At 71.6% G+C, this 25,877-nt stretch carries 23 protein-coding genes; 8 read left to right on the top strand and 15 right to left on the bottom strand.

Annotation, left to right across the window (positions count from 1 at the left end):
• Window positions 1-66: 66 nt before the first annotated feature.
• Window positions 67-1,572: an adenylyl-sulfate kinase gene (gene cysC, locus AB0C26_RS11130; RefSeq protein ID WP_360245239.1), complete on the bottom strand. Its 1,506-nt coding sequence runs from the start codon at window positions 1,570-1,572 to the stop codon at window positions 67-69.
• A gap of 146 nt (window positions 1,573-1,718) precedes the next feature.
• Here cysC and AB0C26_RS11125 point away from each other — a divergent pair, with 146 nt between their 5' ends.
• Genes AB0C26_RS11125 through AB0C26_RS11115 form a run of 3 tightly spaced genes read left to right on the top strand, consistent with a single transcriptional unit; the run spans window position 1,719 to window position 4,398 of the window.
• Window positions 1,719-3,041 (top strand): glycosyl hydrolase, encoded by a 1,323-nt coding sequence (locus AB0C26_RS11125; protein WP_360245236.1) that lies wholly within the window; start codon window positions 1,719-1,721, stop codon window positions 3,039-3,041.
• A 9-nt stretch (window positions 3,042-3,050) separates the two neighbouring features.
• On the top strand, window positions 3,051-3,878 hold the full coding sequence (locus tag AB0C26_RS11120) for a hypothetical protein (protein WP_360245233.1): 828 nt from the start codon (window positions 3,051-3,053) through the stop codon (window positions 3,876-3,878).
• Between the two features lie 13 nt (window positions 3,879-3,891).
• Window positions 3,892-4,398: a hypothetical protein gene (locus tag AB0C26_RS11115; RefSeq protein WP_360245230.1), complete on the top strand. Its 507-nt coding sequence runs from the start codon at window positions 3,892-3,894 to the stop codon at window positions 4,396-4,398.
• Window positions 4,399-4,474: 76 nt separating this feature from the next.
• On the opposite strand, the gene AB0C26_RS11110 is transcribed toward AB0C26_RS11115, so the two are convergent.
• The gene (locus tag AB0C26_RS11110) at window positions 4,475-4,645 is read right to left on the bottom strand and encodes a hypothetical protein (RefSeq protein WP_360245227.1); all 171 of its coding nucleotides are present in this window, start codon (window positions 4,643-4,645) and stop codon (window positions 4,475-4,477) included.
• A 333-nt stretch (window positions 4,646-4,978) separates the two neighbouring features.
• On the opposite strand from AB0C26_RS11110, the gene AB0C26_RS11105 reads away from it, so the two are divergent.
• Genes AB0C26_RS11105 through AB0C26_RS11095 form a run of 3 tightly spaced genes read left to right on the top strand, consistent with a single transcriptional unit; the run spans window position 4,979 to window position 8,172 of the window.
• Window positions 4,979-5,185 (top strand): hypothetical protein, encoded by a 207-nt coding sequence (locus tag AB0C26_RS11105; protein ID WP_360245224.1) that lies wholly within the window; start codon window positions 4,979-4,981, stop codon window positions 5,183-5,185.
• Window positions 5,182-6,399 (top strand): MFS transporter, encoded by a 1,218-nt coding sequence (locus AB0C26_RS11100; RefSeq protein WP_360245221.1) that lies wholly within the window; start codon window positions 5,182-5,184, stop codon window positions 6,397-6,399. Before AB0C26_RS11105 ends, AB0C26_RS11100 begins: the two co-directional genes overlap by 4 nt.
• Before the next feature lie 60 nt (window positions 6,400-6,459).
• Window positions 6,460-8,172, top strand: coding sequence for an MOSC and FAD-binding oxidoreductase domain-containing protein (locus tag AB0C26_RS11095; RefSeq protein ID WP_360245218.1), 1,713 nt, complete (start codon window positions 6,460-6,462; stop codon window positions 8,170-8,172).
• Here the strand turns inward: AB0C26_RS11095 and AB0C26_RS11090 are convergent.
• A complete protein-coding gene (locus AB0C26_RS11090; RefSeq protein WP_360245215.1) occupies window positions 8,169-8,846 on the bottom strand; it encodes a response regulator transcription factor in 678 nt (225 codons plus the stop codon). The genes AB0C26_RS11095 and AB0C26_RS11090 overlap by 4 nt on opposite strands.
• Window positions 8,821-9,978: a histidine kinase gene (locus tag AB0C26_RS11085; RefSeq protein WP_360245212.1), complete on the bottom strand. Its 1,158-nt coding sequence runs from the start codon at window positions 9,976-9,978 to the stop codon at window positions 8,821-8,823. Before AB0C26_RS11085 ends, AB0C26_RS11090 begins: the two co-directional genes overlap by 26 nt.
• Before the next feature lie 176 nt (window positions 9,979-10,154).
• Here AB0C26_RS11085 and AB0C26_RS11080 point away from each other — a divergent pair, with 176 nt between their 5' ends.
• The gene (locus AB0C26_RS11080; protein ID WP_360245209.1) at window positions 10,155-12,293 is read left to right on the top strand and encodes an MMPL family transporter; all 2,139 of its coding nucleotides are present in this window, start codon (window positions 10,155-10,157) and stop codon (window positions 12,291-12,293) included.
• On the opposite strand, the gene AB0C26_RS11075 is transcribed toward AB0C26_RS11080, so the two are convergent.
• From AB0C26_RS11075 to AB0C26_RS11055, 5 genes are all read right to left on the bottom strand, one after another.
• The gene (locus tag AB0C26_RS11075; protein ID WP_360245206.1) at window positions 12,286-12,828 is read right to left on the bottom strand and encodes a DUF4352 domain-containing protein; all 543 of its coding nucleotides are present in this window, start codon (window positions 12,826-12,828) and stop codon (window positions 12,286-12,288) included. The genes AB0C26_RS11080 and AB0C26_RS11075 overlap by 8 nt on opposite strands.
• Window positions 12,829-12,898: 70 nt before the next feature.
• A complete protein-coding gene (locus AB0C26_RS11070) occupies window positions 12,899-13,609 on the bottom strand; it encodes an ABC transporter permease (RefSeq protein WP_360245203.1) in 711 nt (236 codons plus the stop codon).
• Window positions 13,609-14,520 (bottom strand): ABC transporter ATP-binding protein, encoded by a 912-nt coding sequence (locus tag AB0C26_RS11065; RefSeq protein WP_360245200.1) that lies wholly within the window; start codon window positions 14,518-14,520, stop codon window positions 13,609-13,611. Before AB0C26_RS11065 ends, AB0C26_RS11070 begins: the two co-directional genes overlap by 1 nt.
• Window positions 14,517-15,383, bottom strand: a complete 867-nt coding sequence (locus AB0C26_RS11060) for an ABC transporter permease (RefSeq protein WP_360245197.1) — start codon at window positions 15,381-15,383, stop codon at window positions 14,517-14,519. The genes AB0C26_RS11065 and AB0C26_RS11060 overlap by 4 nt, the downstream gene beginning before the upstream one ends.
• On the bottom strand, window positions 15,376-16,290 hold the full coding sequence (locus tag AB0C26_RS11055; protein WP_360245194.1) for an ABC transporter ATP-binding protein: 915 nt from the start codon (window positions 16,288-16,290) through the stop codon (window positions 15,376-15,378). Before AB0C26_RS11055 ends, AB0C26_RS11060 begins: the two co-directional genes overlap by 8 nt.
• A 104-nt stretch (window positions 16,291-16,394) precedes the next feature.
• Between AB0C26_RS11055 and AB0C26_RS11050 the strand changes: the two genes are divergently transcribed.
• Window positions 16,395-17,042 carry a GNAT family protein gene (locus AB0C26_RS11050; protein ID WP_360245191.1) on the top strand — a complete coding sequence of 216 codons (648 nt, stop codon included), beginning with the start codon at window positions 16,395-16,397 and terminating at the stop codon, window positions 17,040-17,042.
• A gap of 229 nt (window positions 17,043-17,271) precedes the next feature.
• Here the strand turns inward: AB0C26_RS11050 and AB0C26_RS11045 are convergent, their stop codons facing one another.
• The 6 genes from AB0C26_RS11045 to AB0C26_RS11020 all read right to left on the bottom strand — a co-directional run bounded on the left by AB0C26_RS11045 (window position 17,272) and on the right by AB0C26_RS11020 (window position 25,777).
• Complete coding sequence (locus AB0C26_RS11045; RefSeq protein WP_360245188.1) at window positions 17,272-17,640, bottom strand: hypothetical protein; 369 nt, start codon at window positions 17,638-17,640, stop codon at window positions 17,272-17,274.
• Between the two features lie 21 nt (window positions 17,641-17,661).
• Complete coding sequence (locus AB0C26_RS11040; RefSeq protein ID WP_360245185.1) at window positions 17,662-18,399, bottom strand: GntR family transcriptional regulator; 738 nt, start codon at window positions 18,397-18,399, stop codon at window positions 17,662-17,664.
• A 2-nt stretch (window positions 18,400-18,401) separates the two neighbouring features.
• Window positions 18,402-19,580 carry an MFS transporter gene (locus AB0C26_RS11035; protein WP_360245182.1) on the bottom strand — a complete coding sequence of 393 codons (1,179 nt, stop codon included), beginning with the start codon at window positions 19,578-19,580 and terminating at the stop codon, window positions 18,402-18,404.
• 97 nt (window positions 19,581-19,677) lie between these two features.
• A complete protein-coding gene (locus tag AB0C26_RS11030) occupies window positions 19,678-21,003 on the bottom strand; it encodes a cellulase family glycosylhydrolase (RefSeq protein ID WP_360245179.1) in 1,326 nt (441 codons plus the stop codon).
• Window positions 21,004-21,119: 116 nt separating this feature from the next.
• Complete coding sequence (ppc, locus tag AB0C26_RS11025) at window positions 21,120-23,915, bottom strand: phosphoenolpyruvate carboxylase (RefSeq protein ID WP_360245176.1); 2,796 nt, start codon at window positions 23,913-23,915, stop codon at window positions 21,120-21,122.
• 131 nt (window positions 23,916-24,046) lie between these two features.
• Window positions 24,047-25,777: an enoyl-CoA hydratase-related protein gene (locus AB0C26_RS11020; RefSeq protein WP_360245173.1), complete on the bottom strand. Its 1,731-nt coding sequence runs from the start codon at window positions 25,775-25,777 to the stop codon at window positions 24,047-24,049.
• Window positions 25,778-25,877 lie beyond the last annotated feature (100 nt).

Here is a 25,877-nt window from a genome sequence, read left to right as displayed (position 1 = left end):
GAGGTTCATTTGGGCGTTTCGCCCCCAAGGGCTCAACGCCTCACTCCCGCCGACGTGATGGGTGCTTTACATTTTCGGCTCCACCCAGCCGCTTTCCACGAGATGGGCGATCACGATCTCGATGGCCTCGGCCACCGACATCGTCGTGGTGTCGATGGTCAGCTCGGCGTCGGCCGGCTCCTCGTACGGGTCGTCGATGCCGGTCATGCCGCGCAGCTGGCCGGCCCGGGCCCGGGCGTACAGGCCCTTGCGGTCGCGCTGCTCGCAGACCTCGAGCGGCGTGTTCACGTGCACCAGCACGAAGCCCGCGCCGGCCTCGACGGCCATCGCCCGCACGGCCGCGCGGGCGTTCTCGTACGGCGCGATCGGGCAGGCCACCGCCATGCCCCGGTGGCGGCCGACCTCGGCCGCGACCCAGCCGATGCGGCGTACGTTGCGGTCGCGGTCGGCCTTGCTGAAGCCCAGCCCGGCCGAGAGCTCGCGGCGCACCACGTCGCCGTCGAGCAGCGTGATCGTCCGGTCGCCGCTCTCCCGCAGCGTGTCAGCCAGACCGCGGGCGATCGTCGACTTGCCGGAGCCGGAGAAGCCGGTGAAGAAGACCACCAGGCCGCGGTGCCGGCGCGGCGGCCGGACCCGGACCAGCTCCTTGGCCACGGCCGGGGGAGTGTGCCACTCGGGCAGCGGGAAGCCGCGGTCGAGCAGGTCGTCGATCTCGGCCGGGGTCATCGCGAGTCGGCGGTTGCGCGGCGGGATGTCGTCGCGCCAGCGCCACTGGCCGTCCCGGTTGTCGTAGGCCAGCTCGCGCGGCACGAGCACGCGCAGGTTGCCGCCGGTGAGCATGTCGCCGGTGGAGAGCACGTGGCTCACGCCGTACGCGCCGGCGACGCGGGCCCGCAGCAGGGCGTCGCGCAGCTCGTCACCGCGCGGCAGCAGCGGCACGGCGACGATCGTGGCCGGGGGCATCCGGTCACGGGCCGCGAAGATCGTGCGGACCAGCGCCTCGGGCGGCAGCCCGTCGGGCCCGGGGCCGATCACCGGGATGAGGATCAGCAGGTGAGCGCCGAGCGTGCGGGCGGCGTGCGAGATCTGCGCGAGCTGCGGGCGATGCAGCGGCCGGTCGGCGATCACGCCGAGCACCCGGCCGGGTGGGAGCAGGGCGCGGACCTCCTCGGGCGTACGCCGCAGGCGCTGGAACGGACCGTGGCCGCCGTCGCCCATCCGGGTCACCCGGCCGCCGACGCCCCACTCGCGCTCCCGCGACGGCCAGGCGTCGCTGACCTCGAGCGCGGCCACCGGGGCGCCCTCGGGGTCGGTGAGGATGACCGTGCGGTGCAGCGGGTCCTCGAGGTCGAGCCGTCCGGCGATCTCCTCGGGAATCTCCAATGTGACCGGAACCGGCCACGGCGTGCCGTCGGCCAGACGGCCCCGGCGGCGCAGCGCGTGCAGATCGGCGCGGCCGAGGAAACCGGTCAGCGGCGCATAGGCGCCGGAGAGCAGAAGTTCGAGGTCCGCCAGCTCGTGCGGGTGCGGCGTGTACGACGGGGCGTCGCGCAGCACGTCTTCGGGCAGCATCGAACCATTCACTTCCGTATCCCCCTGCGGGCCGACTAAGGGGACAGTTTGGCAGCCCGCGTGATCGTGGTCGAGATGGGACTCCCCTCTGCCTTTTCCCGTCGGGTATTAGACAAAACGGACTTAAGCCTCAATACTGGCTGATCGTGAGTCGACGAATTGTTCAGTTCGCCGCGATACCCACGGCATTCGCGCTGTCGGTCGCGGCCACGCTCGCTTGGGCGTGGACCGGCGGCGCCGACCAGATCGGACTCGGGCTCAGCGACCCGACCGTCTCCGTTCCGGCCATGTCGCCGCCCGAAGCCCCGGAAACGGCCGAGCCCGGCGTCGCGCCGCCGGTCTTCCGCGCGCCGTCGTCGGCTGCTCCCTCCACCGCCGCCACCTCGGCCACCAGCGCCGCCGCCGCGGTTCTGGCGCCCGCCCCGGCGCCACGGATCGCCAACATCGCCGCGCCCGGCTTCGCCGCCGCCATCACCCAGCCGCAGCAACAGCAGCAGCAGCAGCGTCGCGGGGGACGCTGCTACACCGGCCACAACCTGGTGCCGACCTGCGGGGTCCTCTGGGGCGTGGCCCCCGGCGCGCACACCGAGAGCCGCGGCGCCTCCGCCCTCTCCCGGTTCGAGCGCAAGACCGGCCGCCACCAGGCGATCTACCACGCCTACCACGGCGGCACGCGGCAGCTGTTCCCGACCGAGCAGGAGATCGCGATCGCGCACCAGCCCGGCCGCCAGCGCATCCTGTTCCTCAACTGGAAGCCCGAGTCCGCGTCCTGGGCCAAGATCGCCAAGGGGGACCGGCGCACCGACGCGTTCCTGGACCGGCTCGCCGTACACATCAAGAAGAATTTTCCCGAGCAGTTCTTCTTCGCCGTGCACCATGAGGGCGAGAACGACGTCCGCGAGAAAGCCGGCTCCGGCTACACCGCCCGCGACTACGCCGCCATGTACCGTCACGTGGTCAAGCGGCTGCGGGCCAAGGGCGCCGACAACATCGTCAGCGTGCTCGTCCACATGGCGTACGTGCCGCACGCCCAGAAGAGCTGGTTCAACCAGATGTACCCGGGCGACGACGTGGTCGACTGGATCGGCTTCGACACCTACGCCTACAGCGACCCCGGATACGGGCACGGCGACTTCGCCGAGATCCTCAACCGCCGGCTCGAAGGCAAGCGCAGCTGGCCCGGCTTCTACAGCTGGGCGGTGACCCGCCACCCCAACAAGCCGCTCATGCTGGCCGAGTGGGGCGTCTGGTCCTCCAAGCGGAACACCCAGTACAAGGCCGACTTCTACCGCCGGATGGGCAACGACATCCGCGAGTTCCCGCGGATCAAGGCCATGGTGCAGTTCGAGACGCCGAGCAACCAGAAGGGCCAGGACTCGTCGGTGGACAGCACGCCGGCCGCCCTCAACGCGTACCGCAAGCTCGGCCGTTTGCCCATCTTTCAGGTTGCCGTCACCCCACGGCGCTAGCCTCCACCCGTGCTCATCGTCCGGCACCGCCGCGCCACCCTCCTGGGAGGCGCGGCGGTTCTCGTGGTCCTGGCCCTCGCCCACCGCGGTGCCCTGCTGCTCGGCGCCGCGGTCGTCCTGGCCCTGCTGGCCTGGTTCGTGGCCGAACGCCCCCGCACACCGTCGATGCCCGGCTTCGCCACACCCCGCGGCCCGGCGCTGATCCTGGCCGGCCTGGCCCACTTCGCGCTCATCGCGACGGTTCTGTCACTCGGCCTGACCGAGCCCGACCGGACCGCGTGGGTGGTCCTGCTGGCCGCCACGCTCACGCCACTACCGTTCTACGGGTACGGCCTGTGGCACGGCACCGGAGTCACTTTCACGTCTTCGGGGGTACGCGCGGACAGGCTGACCGGCACTTTCTTCCACCCGTGGCCGGCACTGGCCGAGACCCAGCCCCGCAACGACCTGGACGGCGAGATCACGGTCGCCCTGGCCGGCGCGCCCGAGGCGACCCTCACCTTCGACAAGACCTCCGGCGCGTTCGTGGCCGCCGCCCTCCGGTTCTACCTGGCCCACCCGGCCGAGCGGGCCGGGATCGGCACCCCGGAGGGCTACCGCCGCCTGACGGCCGGCATAGCGGTGGAGCCGGACCGTCCCTTGCCGCCACCGGTCCCGCGCCCCGCCACCCGTGAGGTCCCGGTGGGCCTCGCGATCATCGCCGCGGCCACCCTGATCGGCCTGTGGACCAACTGGCGCCTGTCCGGCCACGGCCTGATCGCCCTGCTGCCACAGGTGATGGTGTTGCCGGCCCTGTTCGGCCTAGCCTTGATCCTCCGAGCCCGAGCCACCCCCTGAGGACCGATCATCGATGGAAGTCACCGGCACGATGGTCACCGACGTGGCCGTGGGCGCGCTGTGGGCACCCGGCGCCTTCGACCGCATCGTCGACCACGACGAGGACATAGCGGGGCACATAGCCGCCGGCACCCTCGTGCCGGTGGACATCGAAAGCGACGGCCGGTTCGCGTTCGTGGCCCGCATCGGCACGGCCGCGGCCCCGGCCCGCTGGACCGAGCGGGAGCGCGAATACGCGTACGCCACCTCGGCCCCCTACCTGCTGACCACCGCCGGCGGCGCCGTGATTAGCGGCCTGGAACACGTCCGGGCCGACCCCTCCGACGGCGTGCGGTTCCCCCTGCCGGCGGGCCGCTGGACCGTGACGGTCGCCCTGATCGACTGGGAGTCGGAGCCCGGCCAGACAGACGACGACGGCGAGCCGGCGCCGACCGCCCTGCCCGACCTGACCATCCTGCTCAACCCCGAGACCGACCCCACCCCCACATACCGAACCAGTGCCGAAACCTTCGGCCGCTGACCCGGCCGGCGCCCCGCACCGAGGCTGCGGCGCCCGCGCGATCCGCCATCACCGGCCGCCACCATCGCGGCCGCCGTCATGGCGTAAAGGAATCCTCCCGGCCGGCGGTGATGCGCCGGCGACGACCTGACTCGGCCCGCCACACCGCGGCGAAGTGCGGCAGAAGGCTGACCACCGGAAAGATGGCAACCGCGGCGGTGTTCGGCTCGGCCCACATCGTGATCAGCGTCCAGGGCGGACCGGCCACCAACGGGATCCACCCGGCGTCACAGCCCGGGGACGGGCTTGTACTCCTCGGCACCGGTGAGGGTCATGCGCCAGCGCTGGGATTCGGCGGGCTCGCCTCGGCGGGTAGCTCAGTCGGAGCCGTTGCGGATATAGCCAGGGACTCGGAGACCCGGTTGGAGGCGTGGTCGCCGGAGCCAGGGCTCTGGCGTGGCTCGTTCTGTTCAGCGCGAACCGGCGGTGGCGGCTTTGCGGCCTGGTGAACCGGGTCCCGGGCTCTGCTCGACCACCATGAACGAGGCCTGACCGGCTAAATGCGGGTGCGAGTCTCGCCTTGGCGCGCTGAGATGGTGCTGTGTCCCGGTGGAAGATTGTGGAGACGTGGGACCTTGATCGGGCCGGTCTCACCGACGAGCAGTTGCGGGGGCGGCTGGAGCTGGCCCGGGAGCGTGAGCTGTGGTCCGACCGGTCGCCCGGCCGCAATCCGAAGGCCAGGCGTGACTGGCGGCGCCGGCGGGAGGCCGTCGAGGCTGAGATGCAGTCGCGGGGCCTCACCCGTTGAGGGACTTCCGCATTTTGTGGTTCGGGCAGACCACCAGCCGGTTCGGTAGCGCCGTCACCGCTGTCGCCATGCCGCTGGTCGCGGTGAGTGTGCTCGACGCGTCGACGTTTCAGGTGGCTCTGCTTCAGGCGGCGGTCTGGCTGCCCTGGCTGCTGATCGGGTTGCCGGCCGGTGTGTGGGTGGACCGGCTGCCCCGGCGGGCGGTGCTGATCGCCTGTGACGCGGTTTCCCTGGTGTTGTTCGCCGGCGTGCCGGTGGCGGCCGGGCTCGGCGCCCTGACCATGGGGCATCTGCTCGGTGTGGCCCTGCTGGCCGGGGTGGCGTCGGTCTTCGCCGAGACGGCGGCTCCGGTCTACCTGCCCTCGTTGCTCGGCCCCGAACGGCTGGCCGACGGCAACGCCAAGCTTCAGGGCAGCGAGGCCGCCGCGCAGGTCGCCGGGCCGGGCGTGGGCGGCCTCATCGCGCAGGTCTTCGGGGCCGTGACCGGGCTGCTGGTGGACGCGGTCAGCTTCCTCGTCTCGATCGTCTGCCTGGTCAGCCTGCGGCATCGGGAACCACCGCGCCCGGCGGCTCCCCGGCGGGCGCTGCGGTCCGAGATCGCCGAGGGGCTGCGGTTCCTGGCGCGCGACCCGTACCTGCGGACCATGGCGATGTTCGGGGCGGCGGCGAACCTGGCGCTGATCGGCTACCAGTCGATCCTGGTCGTGTTCCTGGTCCGCGAGATCGGGGCCGAGCCGGGCACGGTCGGCCTCGTGGTGGCCGCGACGGGTTGTGGTGGCGTCCTGGGCGCGCTGGCGGCCGGCGCGATGGCCCGGCGCCTGGGTACGGCGTACGCGATGATGGCCTGTCAGATCGGCGCGGCGCCGTTCGCCCTGCTGATCCCGCTCGCCGGTCCCGGCCCCCGGCTGGCCTTCGTCGTGGTGGGTGGCGTGGTGGTCGGCGCCGGCATCGTGGCCGGGAACATCATCAAGGACAGTTTCCGCCAGCTGTACACGCCGCGCCCGCTCCTCGGCCGGGTCATCACCGCCATGCAACTGGTCAACTACGGCGCCATCCCGCTGGGCGCGCTGCTCGGCGGCTTCCTGGGCACCTCGCTGGGCCTGCGCCCGACGCTCTGGTTGATGACCGCCACCCTGGTGCTCTCCACCGGCATCCTGCTCACCGGCCCGATCCGCGACCGCCGCGACCTGCCCGGCCCGGTGTCAGCGGCCTGAGCGGGCCGAGTGACAGGCGTCACCGGCGTGAACAGGCTCGGAGGGTCGCAAGATGTGGAGATGGCGATGCTGCGATCGGTGAACGTCGGCCTGCCCAAGGATGTCGTGTGGCGGGGGCGGACCGTTCACACGGGGGTCTGGAAGTCGCCTGTCGACGGGGCGGCCATGGTGCGGCGGCTCAACATCGACGGGGATGGGCAGGGGGATCTCGGCGGGCACGGCGGGGAGCAGCGCGCTGTGTTCGTGTACCAGCTCGAGTCGTACGAGTACTGGCGCGAGTTCCTGGGTCGTGACGACTTCGAGTTCGGGCAGTTCGGGGAGAACTTCACGGTCGACGGGCTGGCCGACGACGAGGTGCACATCGGTGACCGGTATCGGATCGGGGCGGCGCTGTTCGAGGTCACGCAGCCGCGGGTGACCTGTTACCGGGTCGGGATCCGGATGAACGAGCCGCGGATGCCCGCGCTGCTCGTTCAGCATCGGCGGCCGGGGTTCTACTTCCGGGTGCTCGAGGAGGGCGAGGTCCGGGCCGGCGACGAGATCGTCAAGGTCGCCGACGGGCCGGAAGGGCTCACCGTGTCCGAAGTGGACGGGCTGCTTTATCTGCCGGGGCACGACCGCGCGACGATCGAGCGGGCGCTGCGGATCCCGGCGCTCAGCCCGGGCTGGCAGGGGTCGTTCCGGGCGATGCTCGACCAGCCGGAGTCGGCGGGTGGCAACGCCGGGCTGGCCGGCGCCGCGCCGCCGCCGGCCTGGGCCGGGTTCCGGGCGTTGCGGGTGACCGCCATCGAGCGGGAGAGCAGCACGATCACCTCGGTGCGGCTGGCCGATCCGGACGGCGTTCCGCTGCCGGCCGCGCTCGCCGGGCAGTTCTTGACCGTACGGCTGCGGTCCGGGCTCGTCCGCAGCTACTCGCTCTCCGGGCGGCCGGGCGACGCCGCGTACCGGATCAGTGTCAAACGCGAGCCGCACGGGGTGGGCAGCGAATATCTGCACACCCACCTGCGTGCCGGCGACACCGTCGACGTCGCCGCGCCGCGCGGGAGTTTCGTCCTGGCGCCGGGATCGTCGCCGGTCGTGCTGATCAGCGGTGGGGTCGGCGCCACGCCGGTGCTGGCAATGCTGCACGCGCTGGCCGAGCAGCGGTCCACCCGCCGGATCTGGTGGGTGCAGGCCGCGCGCAACGGCGACGAGCGGCCCTTCGCCGCCGAGGCCGCCGCCTTGCTGGCGCAACTACCCCAGGCCCGGTCGTACGTCTGTTACAGCCGCCCCCGGCCGCAGGACACCGACTACGACGTCACCGGCCACCTGACGCCCGCTCTGCTGCGCACGCTCGATCTGCCGCCCGACGCCGACGTCTACCTCTGCGGCCCGACCGCCATGGAGGAGGCCGTCGCCGCCGCCTTCCCGGCCGGCAAGGTTCACACCGAGGTCTTCGGCGCGCGGGCCGCCTTGACCCCCGGCATCAGCGCCAAGCCGTCCCGGCCGCCTCACGCGCCCGACGGGGAGCCGGGCACCGGGCCGTCGGTGTCCTTCGTCCGCAGCGACCTCACCGTCCCCTGGCCGGGCGACGGGACCAGCCTGCTCGAGCTGGCCGAGGCGTGCGACGTGCCGGTGCGCTGGTCGTGCCGGGTCGGCGTCTGCCACAACTGCGAGTCCGGCCTGCTGTCGGGCGAGGTCACCTACACCACCGACCCGGTCGATCCGCCGGCCGAGGGCAACGTCCTGATCTGCTCGTCGCGACCCCGGGGCGACATAGTCCTGGATCTTTAGGGGAGCGGGTCGCCCGGCCGGACCAGGCCGCTCTGATAGGCCAGCACGACCAGCTGGGCCCGGTCGCGGGCGTTCAGCTTGGCCATGGCCCGGTTGACGTGGGTCTTGGCGGTCAGTGGGGAGACGTAGAGGCGGGCCGCGATGTCGTCGTTCGACAGCCCGTGCGCGACCAGCACCAGGACCTCGCGTTCGCGGTCGGTGAGGACGTCGAGGGCGGCCAGGGCCTGCGCCGGTGGCGGGCGCAGCTGGTCGAGGAAGCGGCCGACCAGGCCCTGGGTGGCCCGCGGGGAGAGCAGGGCCTCACCGCCGGCCACCACGCGGATCGCGGTGACCAGGTCGGCCGGGGCGACGTTCTTGCCGAGGAAGCCGCTGGCGCCGGCCTGGAGGGCGAGCACGACGTTGTCGTCGTTCTCGAACGTGGTGAGCACCAGGACCCGTACGCCCGCCAGGTGGTCGTCGGCGCAGATGTGCCGCGTCGCCTCGAGGCCGTCCATGTGCGGCATCCGGATGTCCATCAGCACGACGTCGACGCGGGCCGAGCGGGCCAGCTCGACCGCCTCCTTGCCGTCGGAGGCCTCGCCGGCCACCTCGAGCCCGTCCTCGGCGTCGAGGATCATCTTGAAGCCGGCCCGGATCAGCGCCTGGTCGTCAGCGAGCAGCACGCGAATGGTCAACGGTGTGTCCTTTCAAGGGCAGCACGGCGTGCACCCGGTAGCGCCCGTCGCCGTCCGGCCCGGTGGTCAGGGTGCCGTGCGCGGCCGCGGCCCGTTCCCGCATGCCGATCTGGCCGAAGCCGGAGCCGGAGCGGGTGTTCACCCGGTACGGGACGATCGTGTTGGTGACGTCGAGGGTGATCGCGTGGGATTCATACGAAATTTTCAGAAAAGCCGAGCCGTCACCGTACCGATGGGCGTTCGTCAGGGCTTCCTGCACGATCCGGTAGGCGGCGAGGTCCGTCATCGCGGGCAAGGCCCTTGCCTCGCCATTGCGCGAGAGGCGTACGCGGAAACCAGCCGTGCCCAGACCGCTCAGCAGGTCCGGGAGCCGGTCGAGGCCGGAGGTGGGCTCGGTGGTGTCGGCCTCGTCCGGGTCGCGCAGCACGCCGATCACCGACTGGATCTCGCGGAGCACGGTGTCGGCCGCGTCGCGGATGTGCCCGAGCACCGGCCAGACCTGCTCGGGATGCTTCTGCAGCACGTGCCCGGCCGCGCCGGCCTGGACGCTGATCACCGCGATGTGGTGGGCCACCACGTCGTGCAGCTCGCGCGCGATGCGCAGCCGCTCGTCCATCACCCGCCGCCGGGCCTCCTCCTCGCGGGTCTGTTCCGCCTGGCGGGCCCTTTCGGTCACTTCGAGGATGTACGCCCGCCGGGAGCGCACACCGAGGCCGAGCCCGGCGCCGCCGAAGATCCAGGAGAAGGCGGCCAGCGACTGGATGTTCCACCAGCTGTGGGTGTCGGCGATCAGCCCGGTCACGAAGATCGCCGCCGACACCGCGCAGGCGTACTCCCGCGGCCGGAACGGCACCGCGTACATGACCACGCCGGCCGCCAGGAGCAGACCGCCCGAGGGCGCCTTGACGGCGATGGTCACCAGGGTGGCCACGGTGACCACCGCGAGGGTCGGCAGCGGCCATCGGCGGCGGGCGAACACCGCCACGACGGCGATCGTGGTGAGCAGGACGTAGCGCCGCTCGCCCTGCGCCTCCTCCAGCTTGATCGTGGCCCAGCCGAGCAGGACGGCGATGAGCAGATCCCACAGCAGGGTCTGGCGCCGGCGCGCCCACGCCTCGACTTCGGTCATCATCGCCCTCGACGGTAGGCGCCGCCGTCCCGCCCCGGCGTCGTCTCCGCGTAGTAGCCACCGGAGAACCGAAATACCGCGGACGCGGTACCGGCCGACCGCGCTCGGACGACGCTATTCCGCGCGCTTCCCGCGACCTTGGAGAGGTCACTTCTTCTACCTCTCGGAGGACATCTCAGGTGGCGACTCTCCTCTACCGGCTCGGCCGGTTCTCGTTCCGGCGGCGGCGCCGGGTGACCGTCATGTGGCTGCTGCTGTTCGCCCTCCTCGGCGTCGGCGCGGCCACTCTGTCCGGCCCGACGAGCAACGCCTTCTCCATTCCCGGTACGGAGTCGTCCCGCGCCCTGGAGGTGATCAAGGAGAAGATGGGCGGCGGCGGGGACACCGCGTCGGCCCAGGTGGTCTTCACCGTCGGCGGGGCCGGCACGCTGACCGACACCGATCAGCAGGCCGCGCTGAAGCGGGCGGTGACCGCGCTGCGCGGCGCGCCCGAGGTCGCCGCCGTCGGGGAGCCGACGGTCTCGGCCGACAAGCAGACCGCGTACACGACGGTCACGTACAGGGTCGCCCCGGGCGACCTGACCGAGCACGACCGGGAGGCCCTGTACGCGGCCGGGGAGACCGCCGAGACGGCCGGCGTCGAGGTCGAGTACGGCGGCACCGCCACCCAGGCCGCCGAGGCCGGCGGCGCCACCGAGGCGATCGGCGTCGTGGTGGCCGCGGTGGTCCTGGTCATCACGTTCGGGGCGCTCGTCGCGGCCGGGCTGCCGCTGCTCACCGCCCTGCTCAGCGTCGGCGTGGGCATGCTCGGCATCCAGATCGCCACCGGCTTCTTCGACCTCAGCGGCTCGACCTCGGCCCTGGCCACGATGCTGGGCCTGGCCGTCGGGATCGACTACGCGCTGTTCGTCGTCTCCCGCTACCGCCACGAGCTGGCCGAGGGCCGTGACAAGGAAGAGGCGGCCGGCCGCGCGATCGGCACCGCCGGTTCGGCTGTCGTCTTCGCCGGCCTCACCGTGATCATCGCGCTGGCCGCGCTGTCGGTGGTCGGCATCGGCTTCCTCACCAGCATGGGCCTGGCCGCCGCGGGCACCGTGGCGGTCGCCGTACTGATCACCCTCACCCTGCTGCCGGCGCTGCTCGGCTTCGCCGGCGACAAGATTCTGGCCCGGAAGCGCCGCCGGGTCAGCACCGGCATGACGTTCGGCGAGCGGTGGGCCCGGCTCGTGGTCCGCCGCCGGGTACCGGCCCTGCTGCTGGCGGCCGGTGTGCTGGCTTTGATCGCCGTCCCGGCCACGAGCCTGCGGCTGGCCCTGCCCGACGACAGCACCGCGGCCGTCGACTCGACCCAGCGCAAGGCGTACGACCAGCTCGCCGAGGGGTTCGGGGCCGGCTTCAACGGGCCGCTGATCGTCGTCGTGGAGGCCGCCGCCGGTCAGGCCACGACCGCCGCCCAGCAGGCCACCAAGGTCATCGGCGGCCTGGACGACGTCGTCGCGGTGACCCCGCCGACCGTGAACAAGGCCGGCGACACGGCCCTGCTGACCGTGATCCCGGGCAGCGGGCCGAGCAGCGCGGCGACCCAGGATCTGGTGACCGCGATCCGGGACCACTCGGTGCCGGGGGCGACCTTGGCGGTCACCGGCACCACCGCCGTCAACATCGACGTGTCGGAGAAGCTGAACGACGCGCTCATCCCGTACCTGGCCGTGGTCGTGGGTCTGGCGATCCTGCTCTTGATGTTGGTCTTCCGCAGCATCGCCGTGCCGGTCAAGGCCACGCTGGGCTTCCTGCTGTCGGTGGCGGCCACGTTCGGCGCGGTGGTGGCGGTCTTCCAGTGGGGCTGGCTCTCCGGGCTGCTCGGGCTCGACAGCACCGGGCCGATCGTCAGCATCATGCCGATCTTCCTGATCGGCGTGCTGTTCGGCCTGGCCATGGACTACGAGGTCTTCCTGGTCACCCGGGCCCGCGAGGAGTTCGTGCACGGCGCGTCCCCGGACGAGGCGGTGATCACCGGCGTGAAGCACGGCGCCCGGGTGGTGACGGCGGCCGCCCTCATCATGATCAGCGTCTTCGCCGGCTTTATTCTGGCCGACGACGCGATCATCAAGTCGCTCGGTTTCGCGCTCGCCTTCGGCGTCGCGGTCGATGCCTTCCTGGTACGGATGACTATCGTGCCCGCCGTGCTCTCGCTGCTCGGCCGGTCGGCCTGGTGGTTGCCGCGCTGGCTCGACCGGGCCCTGCCCGACGTCGACATCGAGGGCGAGAAGCTGGTCACCCGCGAGCAGACCCCGGAACTGGTGGGCGCCGCTAAGTGAGGGCGACCTTGGCGCCGGTGGTGTGGAACGACTCGTGCAGCACCACCGACGCCAAGGTCCCGCCCCTCGGCAGGTCGAAGACCAGCGTCCCCCTCGCCTCCGCGCTGGGGGCGATCGGGTCGACGAAGTTCCGGTCGGGGTTGACGATGACCTCGGCCTGCATGTCGGTGGAGTATTCGGCGCCGGCCGCGTCGTACCCCTTCTGGGCCGTGCCGTCGAAGGTGACCGGCTTGGCGGAGCCGTTGCGGGCGACGATGTCGACCAGGCAGAACGAACCCTTGGGCTCGAGGTCGACCGAACCCTCGCCGAGCGAGCCGACCCGGCAGCGCACGGCCGTCACCCGGAAGATGAACCGGCCGTCGACCACCGCGATGTTGAGCTGGCCGCCCTCGGTGGTGAGGACTTCACCGTCGTCGCGCTCGCGCCACTTGGCGTAGATCAGGAGAGCGGCGGCGGCCAGGACGGCCAGGACGACGAAGCCACCGAGGACGCGCGGCCATCGCGATGGTGCGGATGCTGGCGCGGGAGCGATCACGCAACACATCCAAACGATGACCGTCACCGTCCGCAGTGGCCCGTTCAGCCATACTTCGGCCGGCCTTGCCTCAGCTGGTCTCGCCCGCCATGCTGAAGGAACCGAGCCGGTTGATCGCGTACAGCGTGCCGCCGACCAGGAAGATCAGGCTCATCACGACGGCCACCGGCAGCGACACCTTGCCCTCGAGCACATAGCTCGGCGCGATCTTGTCGGCGATGCCGATGACGTACTGCTCGATCGAGAGCACCCGGGTGCCGGTGATGAAACGGCCGAGCAGACCCTCCCAGACCAGGATGTACGCGAGACCGACCAGCACCGGCCGGCGGGTCAGCAGGCTCAGCAGCAGGAAGAGCGCCGAGTACGCGAGCGCGCCCGCCACCGAGCCGATCACCAGGGCGAAACCGAACTTCACCGACTCGACCAGCGCGCCCACCACGAACAGCGGGACCGCGGCCGTCAGCGCCGTCACCCCGGCCGCCACCAGAAGCTTGGCCAGGATGATGTCGCGGCGTGGCAGCGGCTTGGTCAGGATGTGGATGATCGTGCCGTCGTCGACCTCGGAGCCGAGCACCCCGGTACCGACGATCAGAGCCGTCACCGGCAGCACGACGGCCAGGCCGAGCCCGACCACGACCGGCTGACCCCAGTCCGACGGGCTCACGTCGTACGCCTTGCAGATCAGCGCGAGACCGATGAGCAGCAGGGGAAGCGGCAGCAGGAGCAGCGCCCGGCGGCGGCCGAACAGGCCCCGGGCGGTGATGTAGGCGACCGTGGACATCATGCCTCCAGCAGGTAGGAGAAGACGCTCTCCAGCGACTCGTCGGACGGCAGCAGTTTGCGCAGCCGGATGCCCTCGCCGAGGGCGATGCGCGGCAGCGCGCGGGTGAAGCTGCCGTAGTCGGAGGCGCGTACGGTCAAGCCGCCCGCCTCGATCTCCACCCCGCTCACCGATTTCTCCCCGATGAGCGCGACCGCCAGCCGGCGGTCGTCGGAGCTCTGCACGGCGAACACGTGCGGGCGGTTGGTCATCAGCCGGCGGATCCGCCGGTAGTCGCCGGAGGCGGCCAGCCGGCCCGCGACGATCACCTGGACCAGGCCGGAAAGCTGCTCGACCTCCTCCAGGATGTGCGAGCTGAACAGGATCGTGTGGCCCCGGTCGCCCAGCCCGTGCAGCAGCTCCATCATGTGCATGCGCTGCCGCGGGTCCATGCCGTTGAACGGCTCGTCGAGCAGCAGCACCTGCGGCTCGTGCACGAGGGCGGCGGCCACCCGGGTGCGCTGGCGCATGCCCTTGGAGAAGGTGTCGATCCGCCTGTCCTGGGCGCTCGTCATCTCGACCAGCTCCAGCGCGCGGGTGGCGGCGCCGGCCGGGTCGGGCAGCTTCTGCATCTTGGCGCAGGCCACCACGAACTCGCGGGCGGTCAGGAAGCCGTGCACGGCCTCCCGCTCGGCGACCAGGCCGAGCGTGCGGTAGACGCCCGGGTTGCGCCAGGTCGGCGCGCCGTCGATGGTGACGGCGCCCTTCGACGGGGCGAGGAAGCCGGCCATCATGTGCAGCACGGTGGTCTTGCCCGCGCCGTTCGGGCCCAGCAGACCGGTCACGCCGGGCTGGAGGGTCATGCTGATGTCGTTCACCGCGACCACGTTGCCGTACCAGCGGGAGACGTTCTGAAGTTCGACGACGCTCACAGCGCGGCCACCTTCCGGTAGCGGGCCAGCAACAGCAGGAGGGCGGCAGCGAGCAGGCAGAACGCCTCGATGCCGTAGATCGGGCCGAAGCGGCCGACGTCCAATCCGAGGTCCACGCCGTCGCGCAGCCAGATCTGCACGCCGCTGATCAGCGTCATCGGGCTGACCAGGCCGGCCAGCTCCTGTGCGGTCTGCGACGGCAGGATGCTCAGCACGCCGACCACCGGGGTGGTCATCAGGAAGAAGGCGACGATGCCACCGGCGGCGAACGCGCGCTTGCCGGTCAGCGAGGCGATCAGCAGGCTGATCGCGGCGAAGAGCACGGCCCACAGCAGGCTGTACGCCCAACCGGGCAGCAGCGCGCCGTAGAACTCCTCCCAGACCTTGCTGATCCCGCCGTCGATGGTGAAGGCGGCGGTCAGGAACATGATGAACTGGGGCACGCCGAGCAGCAGGAACACCGCGGTGACGAGCGAGGCGACCTTCGCGCCCACGTAGTCGGAGGCTCGCAGCGGCCGGCTGAAGTACAGCGGCAGCACACCGGCCCGCATGTCCCGCGACATCAGCTCCGGCGCGACGATCGCCACGAAGAAGATGATCAGCCAGCTGATCGTGTCGTCGAACTCGTAGTAGTCGAACAGGATGACGTCGAACTGGGCCCGGGCGGCGGCGTTGATCACCGCGACCAGCAGCACGATGCCGACCACCAGCCACGGGAAGATCTTGGCCTTGATGGAGCGGCCCATCCCGAACGCGGCCCGCAGCCCGTGCTGGTACAGCGCGCCGAACACCGCGGCCCGGCCCAGACGCGGGCCCTCGTACCGCTGGTATCCGATGTCGTGAATGACGCCGGCGTCAGACATCGGCCGTCTCCTTCGTGGTGAAGAGCTCGGCCACCCGGTGGCGTCGCTGGTCCAGGCGGTGCAGCGGCAGGTCGAGCTCGGCGACGGCGCGCAGGATCTCGTCGTACGAGCTCTCCGACTCCAGCGGGACGAGCAGCTGCCGCCCCTCGCGGGTCACGGCGAGCCGCAACTGCGTCAGGGCGTCGAACAGTTCATCAGTGCCCTCGGAAACCTCCACCGCGAGCACATCGGAGGCCGCCGTCATCGCCGAGATGCGGTCGGCGCGCAGCAGCCGGCCGCCCTCGATGGCGATGAGCGAGTCGCAGATGCGCTCGACCTCACCGAGCAGGTGGGAGCAGACGACGACGGAGATGCCGAACTCGGTGCCGATCCGGTGCACCAGGGCGAGCATGGCGTCGCGGCCGGCCGGGTCGAGGCCGTTGGTCGGCTCGTCGAGCAGCAGCAGGTCCGGGTCGTGCACGAGCGCCTGGGCCAGCTTGACCCGCTGCTTCATGCCGGTGGAGTAGCCGCCGATCTGCCGGTAACGCTCCTCGTAGAGGCCGACGTGCCGCAGGGTCTCGGAGGCCCGCTCGCGCGCGGCCGTCTTCGGCAGCCCGCTGAGCCGGCCCAGGTGCGTGACGAACTCGGCCGCCGACACGTCCGGCGGCAGGCAGTCGTTCTCCGGCATGTAGCCGACCCGCGCCCGCACCTGATCGGTCTGCACGACCGGATCGAGGTCGAACACCCGCACGCTCCCACTGGTCGGGGCGATCAACCCCAGCATGATCTTGATGAACGTGCTCTTCCCGGCGCCGTTGGCGCCGACCAGCCCGATCACGCCCGCCTCGACGTCGACGGTGAGATCGCCGAGAGCGGTCACCCCGCCCCCGTACGTCTTCGTCAATGACTGTGTCGCGATGATGGTCACGGCCTCAGCCTAGGAAGCCCGCGCACCCGACCGGATCCGGAGGAACCCTGAGAGCGCCTACAGGGTCTCTCAGCCCACTCTCAGGTTCGGGGTACGGTGCGCTGGTGCCGTCCACGTACCCACCACTGAACCTGGCCGTACACACCCCGCGGCTCACCCTGGCCGCCGCCACCGACGACCTCCTGGACCGGTTGGCGCCGATCGTCCGGGCCGGAGTGGTCACCGAGGGCACCCCACTGCCGTTCGACGACCCGATGTCGCTGTACGACGAGAGCCCCGCCCGCGAATGGAACTGGCTCCGCCGCATCTGGTCGGGCCGCTCCCGCGTCAGCGCGGACTACTGGCGTCTCTACTTCGTGATCGTCGCCGACGGTGAACCACTGGGCATGCAGGACCTGGTCGGCCGCGACTTCGCGGCCCTGGGCACGGTGACCACGTTCTCCTGGCTGGCCCCGGCCGCCCGGGGCCGAGGCCTGGGCAAACAGGCCCGCGCGGCGATCCTGCACCTGGCCTTCGACGGTTTCGGCGCCCGCGAGGCGGCCAGCGGCGCCTTCACCGACAACCACGCCTCCAACCGGATCTCCGAATCCCTCGGCTACACCCGCAACGGCTCCGACTGGGCCACCCGCCGAGGCGAGCCCGCCGAACTGCAGCGCTGGCGCCTGACCCGCGCCGCCTGGCTCACCCACCGCCGCCCCGACATCACCCTCACCGGCGTCGGGGAGTGCAGGCCTGTCCTCGGCCTCCCGTGATCCAGGGTGCGGCCGGTGGCGGTAGCGCCGGCCCGCATGAGCCCCGAGATCGCCGGCGAAAATTCGGCACCGCGATGGGGACTGATCGCCGACGTGTTTGTGGCGCTCCCTCCCGAACTGAGCACCGAGCGGCGACCGGCTTCTTCGAGGCGTTGCTGCACGAGGGCGACGCGGGCTGCGATCCGTATGCGGTGTGGCCGCTGTCCGGGCCGAGAGCCGGCATCCGTGGTCAGGTGCGGTCGGCCGTGCAGTGTGCGTCGGGGGCGTTCCAGTGGACCAGCGCGGCGGCCGGCGCCGCGGTGACGAGGATCTGGTGGACGGCCGGGTTGTCGCGGAACTCGTCAGCCAGGCGGTCGCACAGGCGCAGCCGCTCGTCGATGGTCGCGCGGGCGCCCCGGACGCCGACCTGGACCACGCCGTCGTTGAAGGCGTGCGAGACCAGGTCGTTCGTGATTCCTTCGCCGGCCAGGATCTCGGTCAGACCGATCGACGGCGACGGCGACGGCGACGGGGATGGCGCCGGCTCGGGACTGTTTTCCGAGGCGCAGGCGGCCAGGCCGAGGCTCAGGGCGACGGCGAGCAGCGCCGATCGGATCATGAACCGAGTATGGCAAGGCGGTTACTGGCCGGGCTGGCGAACGGAAAGCTGGCCGGCGCCCGCCCGCAGCATGTGTTTCGCGAGGTAGATGGGGCGGCCGTCCATCTTCGCCGTCTGGGTGACGATCAGGACGGGCTCGCCGGGGTCCGCGTCCAGGGGCGCCGCCCGTGACTCACCGAGCAGGCCGGCCGTGAAACGGACGACCCCGGAGCCGAGGCGGTCGAGCAGGGCGGACAGCGCCGTCTCGCCGGGGGAGAGCGAGTCGAGCGGGGCGTCGGCCGGCAGGTGTTCCTGGCTCAGGGCGATCGGCTGGCCGTCCCGCCGTACGACCGTCTCGAAGAACCACGCCGCCGAGTCGGCGGGGATCGACAGCTCCTCGGCTATGTAGGTCGAGGTCGTCTCCTGCAGCTCGGCCTGGGTGCGGCGCAGTTCCAGGACGCTGCCGGGCACACTCAGCAGATCTTCCAGCGGGCGCAGGCGTTCCAGCCCGGCCTCGGGGACGGCGTCGGCCACGAACCGGCCGATGCCGCGGCGGGAGACGATGAAGCCGTCCTCGTCCAGCAGCATCAGGGCTTCGCGGACGACCGTGCGGCTCACGCCGAGCAGGCGGCCGATCTCGGTCTCGGTCGGGATCATCGAGCCGGGGGTGAGCACGCCGGTGCGGATGCCGTCGAGGATGCGGCTGTGCACCTGGACGCGCAGCGGCACGCCGGCGTCGCGGGCGAGCGGCGCCGCCAGGAAGGAGAGGCGGTCGGTCATAGTCACCGTATGGTAGGCAACCGCGTTCCCAGGGCCGCGACCGCCGACGCGCCGAGGACGGCCACGGTGGTGCCGGTGAAACCGCCATGGTCGGTCAGCAGGCCGGCCAGGTACGTGCCGGCGCCGATGCCGACGCTGAAGGCGCTGACGATCCACGCGTTGGCCTCGGTGGCCAGCGCGGCCGGGGCGCTCGCCTCCGTCGCCCGGAAGATCAGGGTGAGGTACGGCGCCAGGCAGATCCCGCTGACGAAGGCGGCGGTCAGCCAGTACGCGGGTGGCGTCTGCACGAACGCGGTCGGCGCGTAGAGGAGAGCGACCAGCAGGAGCGCGGGGCGAACCAGGCGCTCGGGAGCCGTCCGGAAGGGACGGCGGCTGACGTGGACGGCGCCGGCGAACGCGCCGATGCCGTTGACCGCCAGACCCCAGCCGGACAGGGCCGGGTTGCCGGCGCTGGTCGCGTGGGCGGTGGCCGTGATCGCCAGGACGCCGACCGGGAGGCCGGCCGCGACCTGGGTCAGGACCAGGGTTCGGATGGCCGCGTACCGCAGCGGCGAACCGCGCTTGCCGGTGTGCGGCACCGGTGCCGTGCGTTCGAGGAGGCCGTGTCGGCAGAACAGCGCGGTGCCGGCCAGCCCGAGGACGCCCATGACGGCGACCGCGCCGGGCGCGCCCAGCACGGCGATGCTGATCGCGCTGACGAGCGGACCCAGGACGAAGATCAGTTCCTGTACGGCCGCGTCGGCGCTGAACGCCTTGGTGAGCTGTGCGCCGGGGCGCATGACGCGGGGCCACAGGCTGCGCAGGACCGGCTCGAGCGGCGGCGCGGCGAGGCCGGCGATCAGGGTGAACACGACGGCCGCCAGGTGGTGGCCGGGTGCGGTCACCGCGATGCCGAGGAAGGCGAGCCCGGACGCGACGGCGGCGCCGAGCAGGGTCGGCCGCGCGCGCCCGGTGCGGTCGATCGTGCGGCTGATCAGCGGCGCTCCGACCGTACCGGCGAGAATGTAGATCGAGGTCAGGGCGCCGGCGAAGGCGTAGGAGCCGCCGGCGTCGAGCACGACGCGCAGCAGTGCCAGCGAGGACATGGCCTGCGGCAGCCGCCCGATCAGCGAGGACACCAGAAGTGTCGACGAAAGCCGGATCTGGGCGGGGCTCATGGCCTCGCGTTCGATCACCGTCATGCCCGTACCTGCCAAGATCATTAGTTGTTATACAAGCTAATGCTACACGCAGGTCAGACAGAAGGGCTCCGGGCGAGAACGCCCGGAGCCCTGAAGGTCAGGAGTTGCGGATGCGGTTGCGCAGGTAGGTTCCCGACTCGGTCAGAACGCCGGTGCCGGCGTAGGTCGGGCCGCCGCAGGTGCCCGGCTTGAAGGCGGCGCTGCTCTCGTCGGCGTCCGAGTACGTCCAGTTGGCGTAGCTGATCTGGAGCCGGTCGAGGAGATCGAGCCAGGTGCCCGTGCTGGCCAGGTCGACCGCGCCGCCGCCGGTGTAGGTGACGGTGCCGAACTCGGTGACGAACAGCGGAAGCGAGGCGGCCGCCCGCTGCACCTCGGCCCGGTAGTTGTCCTTGTGCGAGGCCGCGTAGAAGTGGAACGCGTACATGATGTTCGACGCGTTCACCGGGTTGGCCACGATCTCGCTGGAGGTCGAGCCGTCCGAGACGCCGAGCGACGACCAGCCGCGGGTGCCCACGATGATCACGGCGTCCGGGTCGTTGGCCCGGATGACCGGGATGACCTGTTCGGCGTACGACTTGATCCCGGCCCAGCTGACCCCGTTGGGCTCATTGGTGATCTCGTAGATGACGTTCGGCTTGGCGGCGTTGCGGGCCGACACGTTGGCGAAGAACGTCTTGGCGTTGGCCAGGTTGTAGTTGGGATCGCCCGGCGTCAGCGTGTGGAAGTCGACGATGGCGTAGAGGCCCCGCTCGGCGGCCTCGTCGACCAGGCTGTTGACCCGCGAGGTGAAGCCGGACGGGTTGGTCTCGTAGCCCTGCTCCTGCACGTACATCGAGATCCGCAGCAGGTCGGCCTGCCAGTCGGTGGCCAGCGCGTCCAGCGAGGCGTCGTTGTAGCAGTCGGCGAACCACTGCAGGCCGTGCGTGCTCATGCCCTTGAGCTGGATCGTCTGCCCCGACGAGTTGCACAGGTGCACGCCGCAGACCCGCAGCTGGCCGTTGATCGCCACCGGGGTGGAGCCGGTCGGCGGAGGGGTGGTCGGCGGGGGAGTCGAGCCGTCACACGAGGCCCCGTTGATCGTGCAGGCGGTCGGCCGCCCGGAGCCGTTGGCGATGAAGCCGAAGCTGGCCGAGGCGCCCGGGGCCAGGGTGCCGTTCCAGCTCACGGGCGTGAACACGGTGCCGGACTGGGTCGCGTTCCACGACTGGGCGACGGTCGTGCCGGCGGGGAAGGTCAGCTCGACCCGCCAGGTGGTGATCGTCGACGACGTGTTGTTGGTGACCGCGACCTGTCCCTGGTAGCCGTTGTTCCACGAGCTGACCACGGTGAAGGCGGCGGTCGCGGCGCTGGCCGGCTGGGCCGCGACCAGCACGGTCGCGGCGGCCGCGAGCAGGGTCGCTCCGGCCAGGATGAGTTTTCGCATGGGGATTCGCTTCCAGTGAGGGGGTTGGGAGCGCTCCCACCATGGCATGGAAAGTTACCCATGTAAATATGGCCGGACACCCCCGCGGGGGTGCCCGGCCATCGCCTTTCTGAAGATCAGCCGGTGTTACGCATGCCGGCCGCGATGCCGTTGACCGAGGTCAGCAGCGCGCGCTCCAGGGCCGTCGAGTCGGACGGGGCCCGCCGCGCACCGGGGCCCACCTGAAGCTGACGCTCGGCCTCGTTCAGGTCGCGGTACTGCCGCAGCAGCGCCACCTGGAGGTGGTGGAGCGGCTCCAGGTACGTGTCCCGGACGCCCAGCGTGCGCTTGAGCTCCGGCTGCCCCTCCAGCAGAGCCGACGTGCCGGTGATGGCCAGCACCTCGCGCACCGTCAGCTCGTACTCGGCCTGAATGGTCTCGAAGATCGGGTGCAGGTGATCCGGGACCAGCGTCTCCACGTACCGCTTGGCGATCGACAGGTCGGTCTTGGTCAACATCATCTCGACGTTCGACAGGAACGTCTTGAAGAACTGCCAGTCGCCGTACATCTCGGCCAGAACCTCGGTCTTGCCCGCCTCGCGGGCCGCCTTGAGGCCGGAGCCGACACCGAACCAGCCCGGCACGATCTGCCGCGTCTGGGTCCAGCCGAACACCCACGGGATCGCCCGCAGGCCGCCCAGGCCGGCGTCCGCGTTCGGCCGCTTCGACGGGCGGGAGCCGATGTTCAGCGCGCCCAGCAGCTCCGTCGGCGTGGCCGCCCAGAAGTAGGCCGGCAGGTCCGGGTTCTCGACCAGGCTGCGGTACGTCCGGAAGGCCGCGTCCGAGGCGCAGTCCATGGTCGCGTCCCAGCGGGCCAACCGCTCCTGGTCCACCGACGGCTCGGTGTGCAGCAGCGTCGCCTGCAGGACCGCGGCCACCGTGAGCTCGAGGTTCTCCCGGGCCAGAGCCGGGATCGTGTACTTGTCGGAGATGACCTCGCCCTGCTCGGTCACCTTGATCGCGCCGTCCAGCGTGCCGTACGGCTGGGCCAGGATCGCCTCGTGCGTGGGACCGCCACCACGGCCGACCGTGCCGCCCCGGCCGTGGAACAGCCGCAGGCGCACGCCGTGCCGGGCCGCCACGTCACGCAGCTTGCGCTGCGCCTTGTGGATGCCCCACTGGCTGGTGGTGATGCCACCCTCTTTGTTCGAGTCGGAGTAGCCGAGCATGACTTCCTGCACGTCGCCCCGGGCCCGGACGATCTCGCGGTAGGCCGGCAGCGACAGCATCTCGTCCAGCAGGTCGCCGCCCGCGTCCAGCTCGGCCGGCGTCTCCAGCAGCGGCACGATGTTGACCCGCGCCCGTCCGGTGTGGATGTCGACCAGGCCGGCCTCGCGGGCCAGCACGGCCGCGGCCAGCACGTCGTCGACACCCAGGGTCATCGAGATGATGTACGTCTCGATGACGTCGGCGCCGAAGCGGTCCTGCACCTCGCGGATCGTGTTGAACACGTCGAACGTCTTGCGGGCCGAGTCCGTGAGCGGGGTGTCGGCGCTGGCCAGCGGCCGCCGGCCGCCCAGCTCGGTGGCGAGCAGCTTGGTCCGGTCCGAGCGGTCGAGCGCCGCGTAGTCATCGACCTCGCCGACCTGCGCGTACATCTGCTGCAGCACCTCGTGGTGCTTCTCCGCGTGCTCGCGCACGTCGAGCGTGGCCAGCTGGAGGCCGAAGGCCGACACCGTGCGGATGGTCGTGGCGACCACGCCGACCGCGGTGAGCTGACCCGAGTTGCGGGCCAGCGAGGCCCGCATCAGCTCGAGGTCGCTGATCAGCTCGTCGCTGCCCAGGTAGTCGCGGCCGGGCACGTGGGCGGTGCCGTTGCGCAGGCGCTCGCGGGTGTTGGCCAGCTTCGCCTTGATCGCGCGGACCTTGAGCCGGTACGGCTCCTCGGCGTTCGTCCGGCGGAAGCGGGGCGCCACCTCGGGCAGGTTGTCCAGGTCCTTGGCCAGCGAGGCCGACAGGTCCAGCGACACCCCGCGCAGCCGGCGCGACACCGACAGCACGTCGATGAGCTGGTCCATGGCCGCCTCGGTGGCCTGGATGCCGTGCTCGTGCTGGATCAGCAGGACGTCGCGGGTGACGGCGGGCGTGACGAACGGGTTGCCGTCGCGGTCGCCGCCGATCCACGAGCCGAAGGTGAGCGGCCGGGAGGTCGGCGCGGTCTCGACGCCGAGCTGGCGCAGCGTCTCGGCCAGGTCGGAGAGCACCTGCGGGGCGGCCTCGGCGTACAGGTCGCGCAGGTAGTAGACGGCGTTGCGGGCCTCGTCGGTCGGCTCCGGCCGGTCCAGCCGCAGCTCGTCGGTCTGCCACAGCAGGTCGATGAGCTCGGCGAACTTGCGGGTCGAGGCGGTGGTGTCGGCCTGGCCGTACAGGATCGCGTCCGACGCCTCGGCGTCCAGCGTGTCGGCCAGCTGGCGCAGCTTCGACAGGATCGAGCGCCGGGACGCCTCGGTCGGGTGCGCGGTGAAGACCGGGCGCACCGCGAGCCGGCGGGCGGCCGCGGCCACCTCGTCCGACGGCACGCCCTTCTCGGCGATCAGCTTGGCCGCCTGGTCGAGCCAGCCGCCGTCGCGGGCGCGGCGCCGGCGCAGGTCGCGGGCCCGGTGCACCTGCTCGGTGATGTTGGCCAGGTGGAAGTACGTGGAGAACGCGCGGGCCAGCTTGGTGCCGGTGGTGATGTCCATCGCGGCGAGTCGGTCGGCGGCGGCCTGCGCGTCCTGGCGGACCAGGGCGCGTACCTCCTCGACCAGGTCGAGCAGGGGGCGTCCTTCCTGGCGAGCCAGGGTCTGGCCCAGAAGCGTGCCGATCCTCCGGATGTCCGCGCGTAGGGCCGCGTCAGGACCTTCGGGATCGAGGTGGCCATGCTGGTCTGTCATCGGGGGGCGCTCCTTCGCCTCAAGGTGCTCCAGGACAGCGCTGTCCCGACTTCGCCGATCGTATCGGCGCCACCCCAGCGCCGGGCAAACTGAGGGAAGTCTCACCTCCTCTTGCCGGAATGGAACCGGGATCAGGCCGAGACCGGGATCGCGGGGCGCAGAAGGCGGCGGCGCGGCCGGCCGACCGGCTCGAACTGGAGCCGCGCGGGGGTGTCCGAGGGGCGGGTCTTGTGCACGAAGGCGTGCCGGGCGGCGGCGAAGCCAGACCGGTCGGCGAACATGTCGCGGCTCATCTCGGCCAGCTCACGGGCCTCGTAGACCTCCAGCGGCACGCGCTCGGCGGCCAGGCGGCGCGCCTTCGCCTGGCGGCGACGGCGGCTGGTGCGCGGGTCGCTCTCGCGCTCGGCCAGGGCGGTCAGCCATTCGCCGTACGCGTCGGGGTGCCGGGGGCCGGCCTCGTCGGCCAGCCCGAGGGTGACCGCCCGGGCCGCGCTGACCGGCAGCTTGCCCTCGACGAGCTGCTGGGCCCGGTCGGCTCCGACCCGGCGGGGAAGCGTGAAAGTGTGCAGCTCCGACCCGTACAACCCGATGTCGTAATAGGGGTTGAGGACGATCCCCTCGCGGACCGCCACGATGTCGGCGCCGAGACCGAGCATCACCCCGCCCGCGCCGGCGCTTCCGGCGTACGCCGCGACGACCACCTGCCGCGTGCAGCCGATGATCTCCCGGCACACGTCGTTGATCGCCCGGATGTTGGCCCAGGCCGTGCCGGCCGGGTCGGGCGCGGCCTCGACGACGTTGAGGTGGATGCCGTTGCTGAACGCGTCGGTCCCGCCCCGCAGCACCAGCACGCCGGTGTCCTGCGCGGCCGCGTACCGCAGCCCGGCCAGCAGACGGCGGCAGTGCCCGGGCGCCATCGCGCCGTTGTAGAAGTCGAAGGTGAGCCAGCCGACGCGCGCGGTCCGGCGGTAGCGCACCTGCCGGTACGCGGCCGGGGACTCCGGCTCGGCGCCGACCGGAAGGGGTGAGTGCGGCACCCCGCGCAGGCGGGCACCGAGCAGCGTCGTCGCCGGCAGCTTGATCCGGGCCCGGGGGTGTGCCGGGTCGGCCGCTCGCAGATGGCCGAGCCAGATGCTGCCGTCGCCGGTGCCGACGAGGACGGCGCCCTGCCGGCGGCTCAGGATCTGGCCCGGCTTGTCGGCGCGGCGGCCGAGGCCCGGCGTGGCGTCGTACGCGAAGACCGGCAGGCCACCGACCTCCGTGCGCACCCCGGGCGCGCCGTCGGCGGCCCGGATCGCCCGCAGGATCCGCTCGGTCGGGTCGCTCCAGTCGAAGGCGCGGTCGTCCTGGGTCATCAGAGGCCGGGGACGACCCGTGTCCTGCGGCGCGGGGGTGAAGGAGGGTGCGGCCGCCTTGGCCACGACTTCGAGGACGCACTCCATGGCCGCGTCGGCCACCGGCCCGTTGTAGAGCGACGACTTGCGCGGCGGGGTGGCCGGCATGGGAAAGGTCCGGGTCGCCCAGACCGGCCCGGCGTCCATCTCCTCGACGGCCTGGAGCGCGGTGACGCCCCACGACCGGGCGCCCTCGGCGATGGCCCAGTCCAGCGAGGACGGGCCGCGGTCGCCGACCGGGCCGGGGTGGATGATCACGGTGCGCCAGTGCCGCCAGATCTCGGCCGGCACCCGGTCCTTGAGGAAGGGACAGATGATGAGCTCGGGGGCGGCCCGCCGGACCCCTTCGATCATGTCGGCCGCGCTCGTCGCGAGCTGCACACCGACATCGTGTCCGCCCTCGCGCAGGGCGCACCAGGCACGCTGGGTCAGGCCGTTGAACGCCGTAACGAGCAGGAGGATTCGCACGTTGGCCTCCCTGAGAGTTGTGCTCGCTCAGCCTTCTCCCGGCATAGACAGATTTGTCGGACATATTGTGCGTCCATCGAATGTCGGACCCGCGGACTAG

Origin of the sequence: Actinoplanes sp. NPDC048796 (assembly GCF_040650035.1) — a bacterium.
In the GTDB taxonomy this organism is placed as follows: Bacteria; Actinomycetota; Actinomycetes; order Mycobacteriales; family Micromonosporaceae; genus Actinoplanes.
This window is presented reverse-complemented; position numbering and strand designations above follow the sequence as displayed.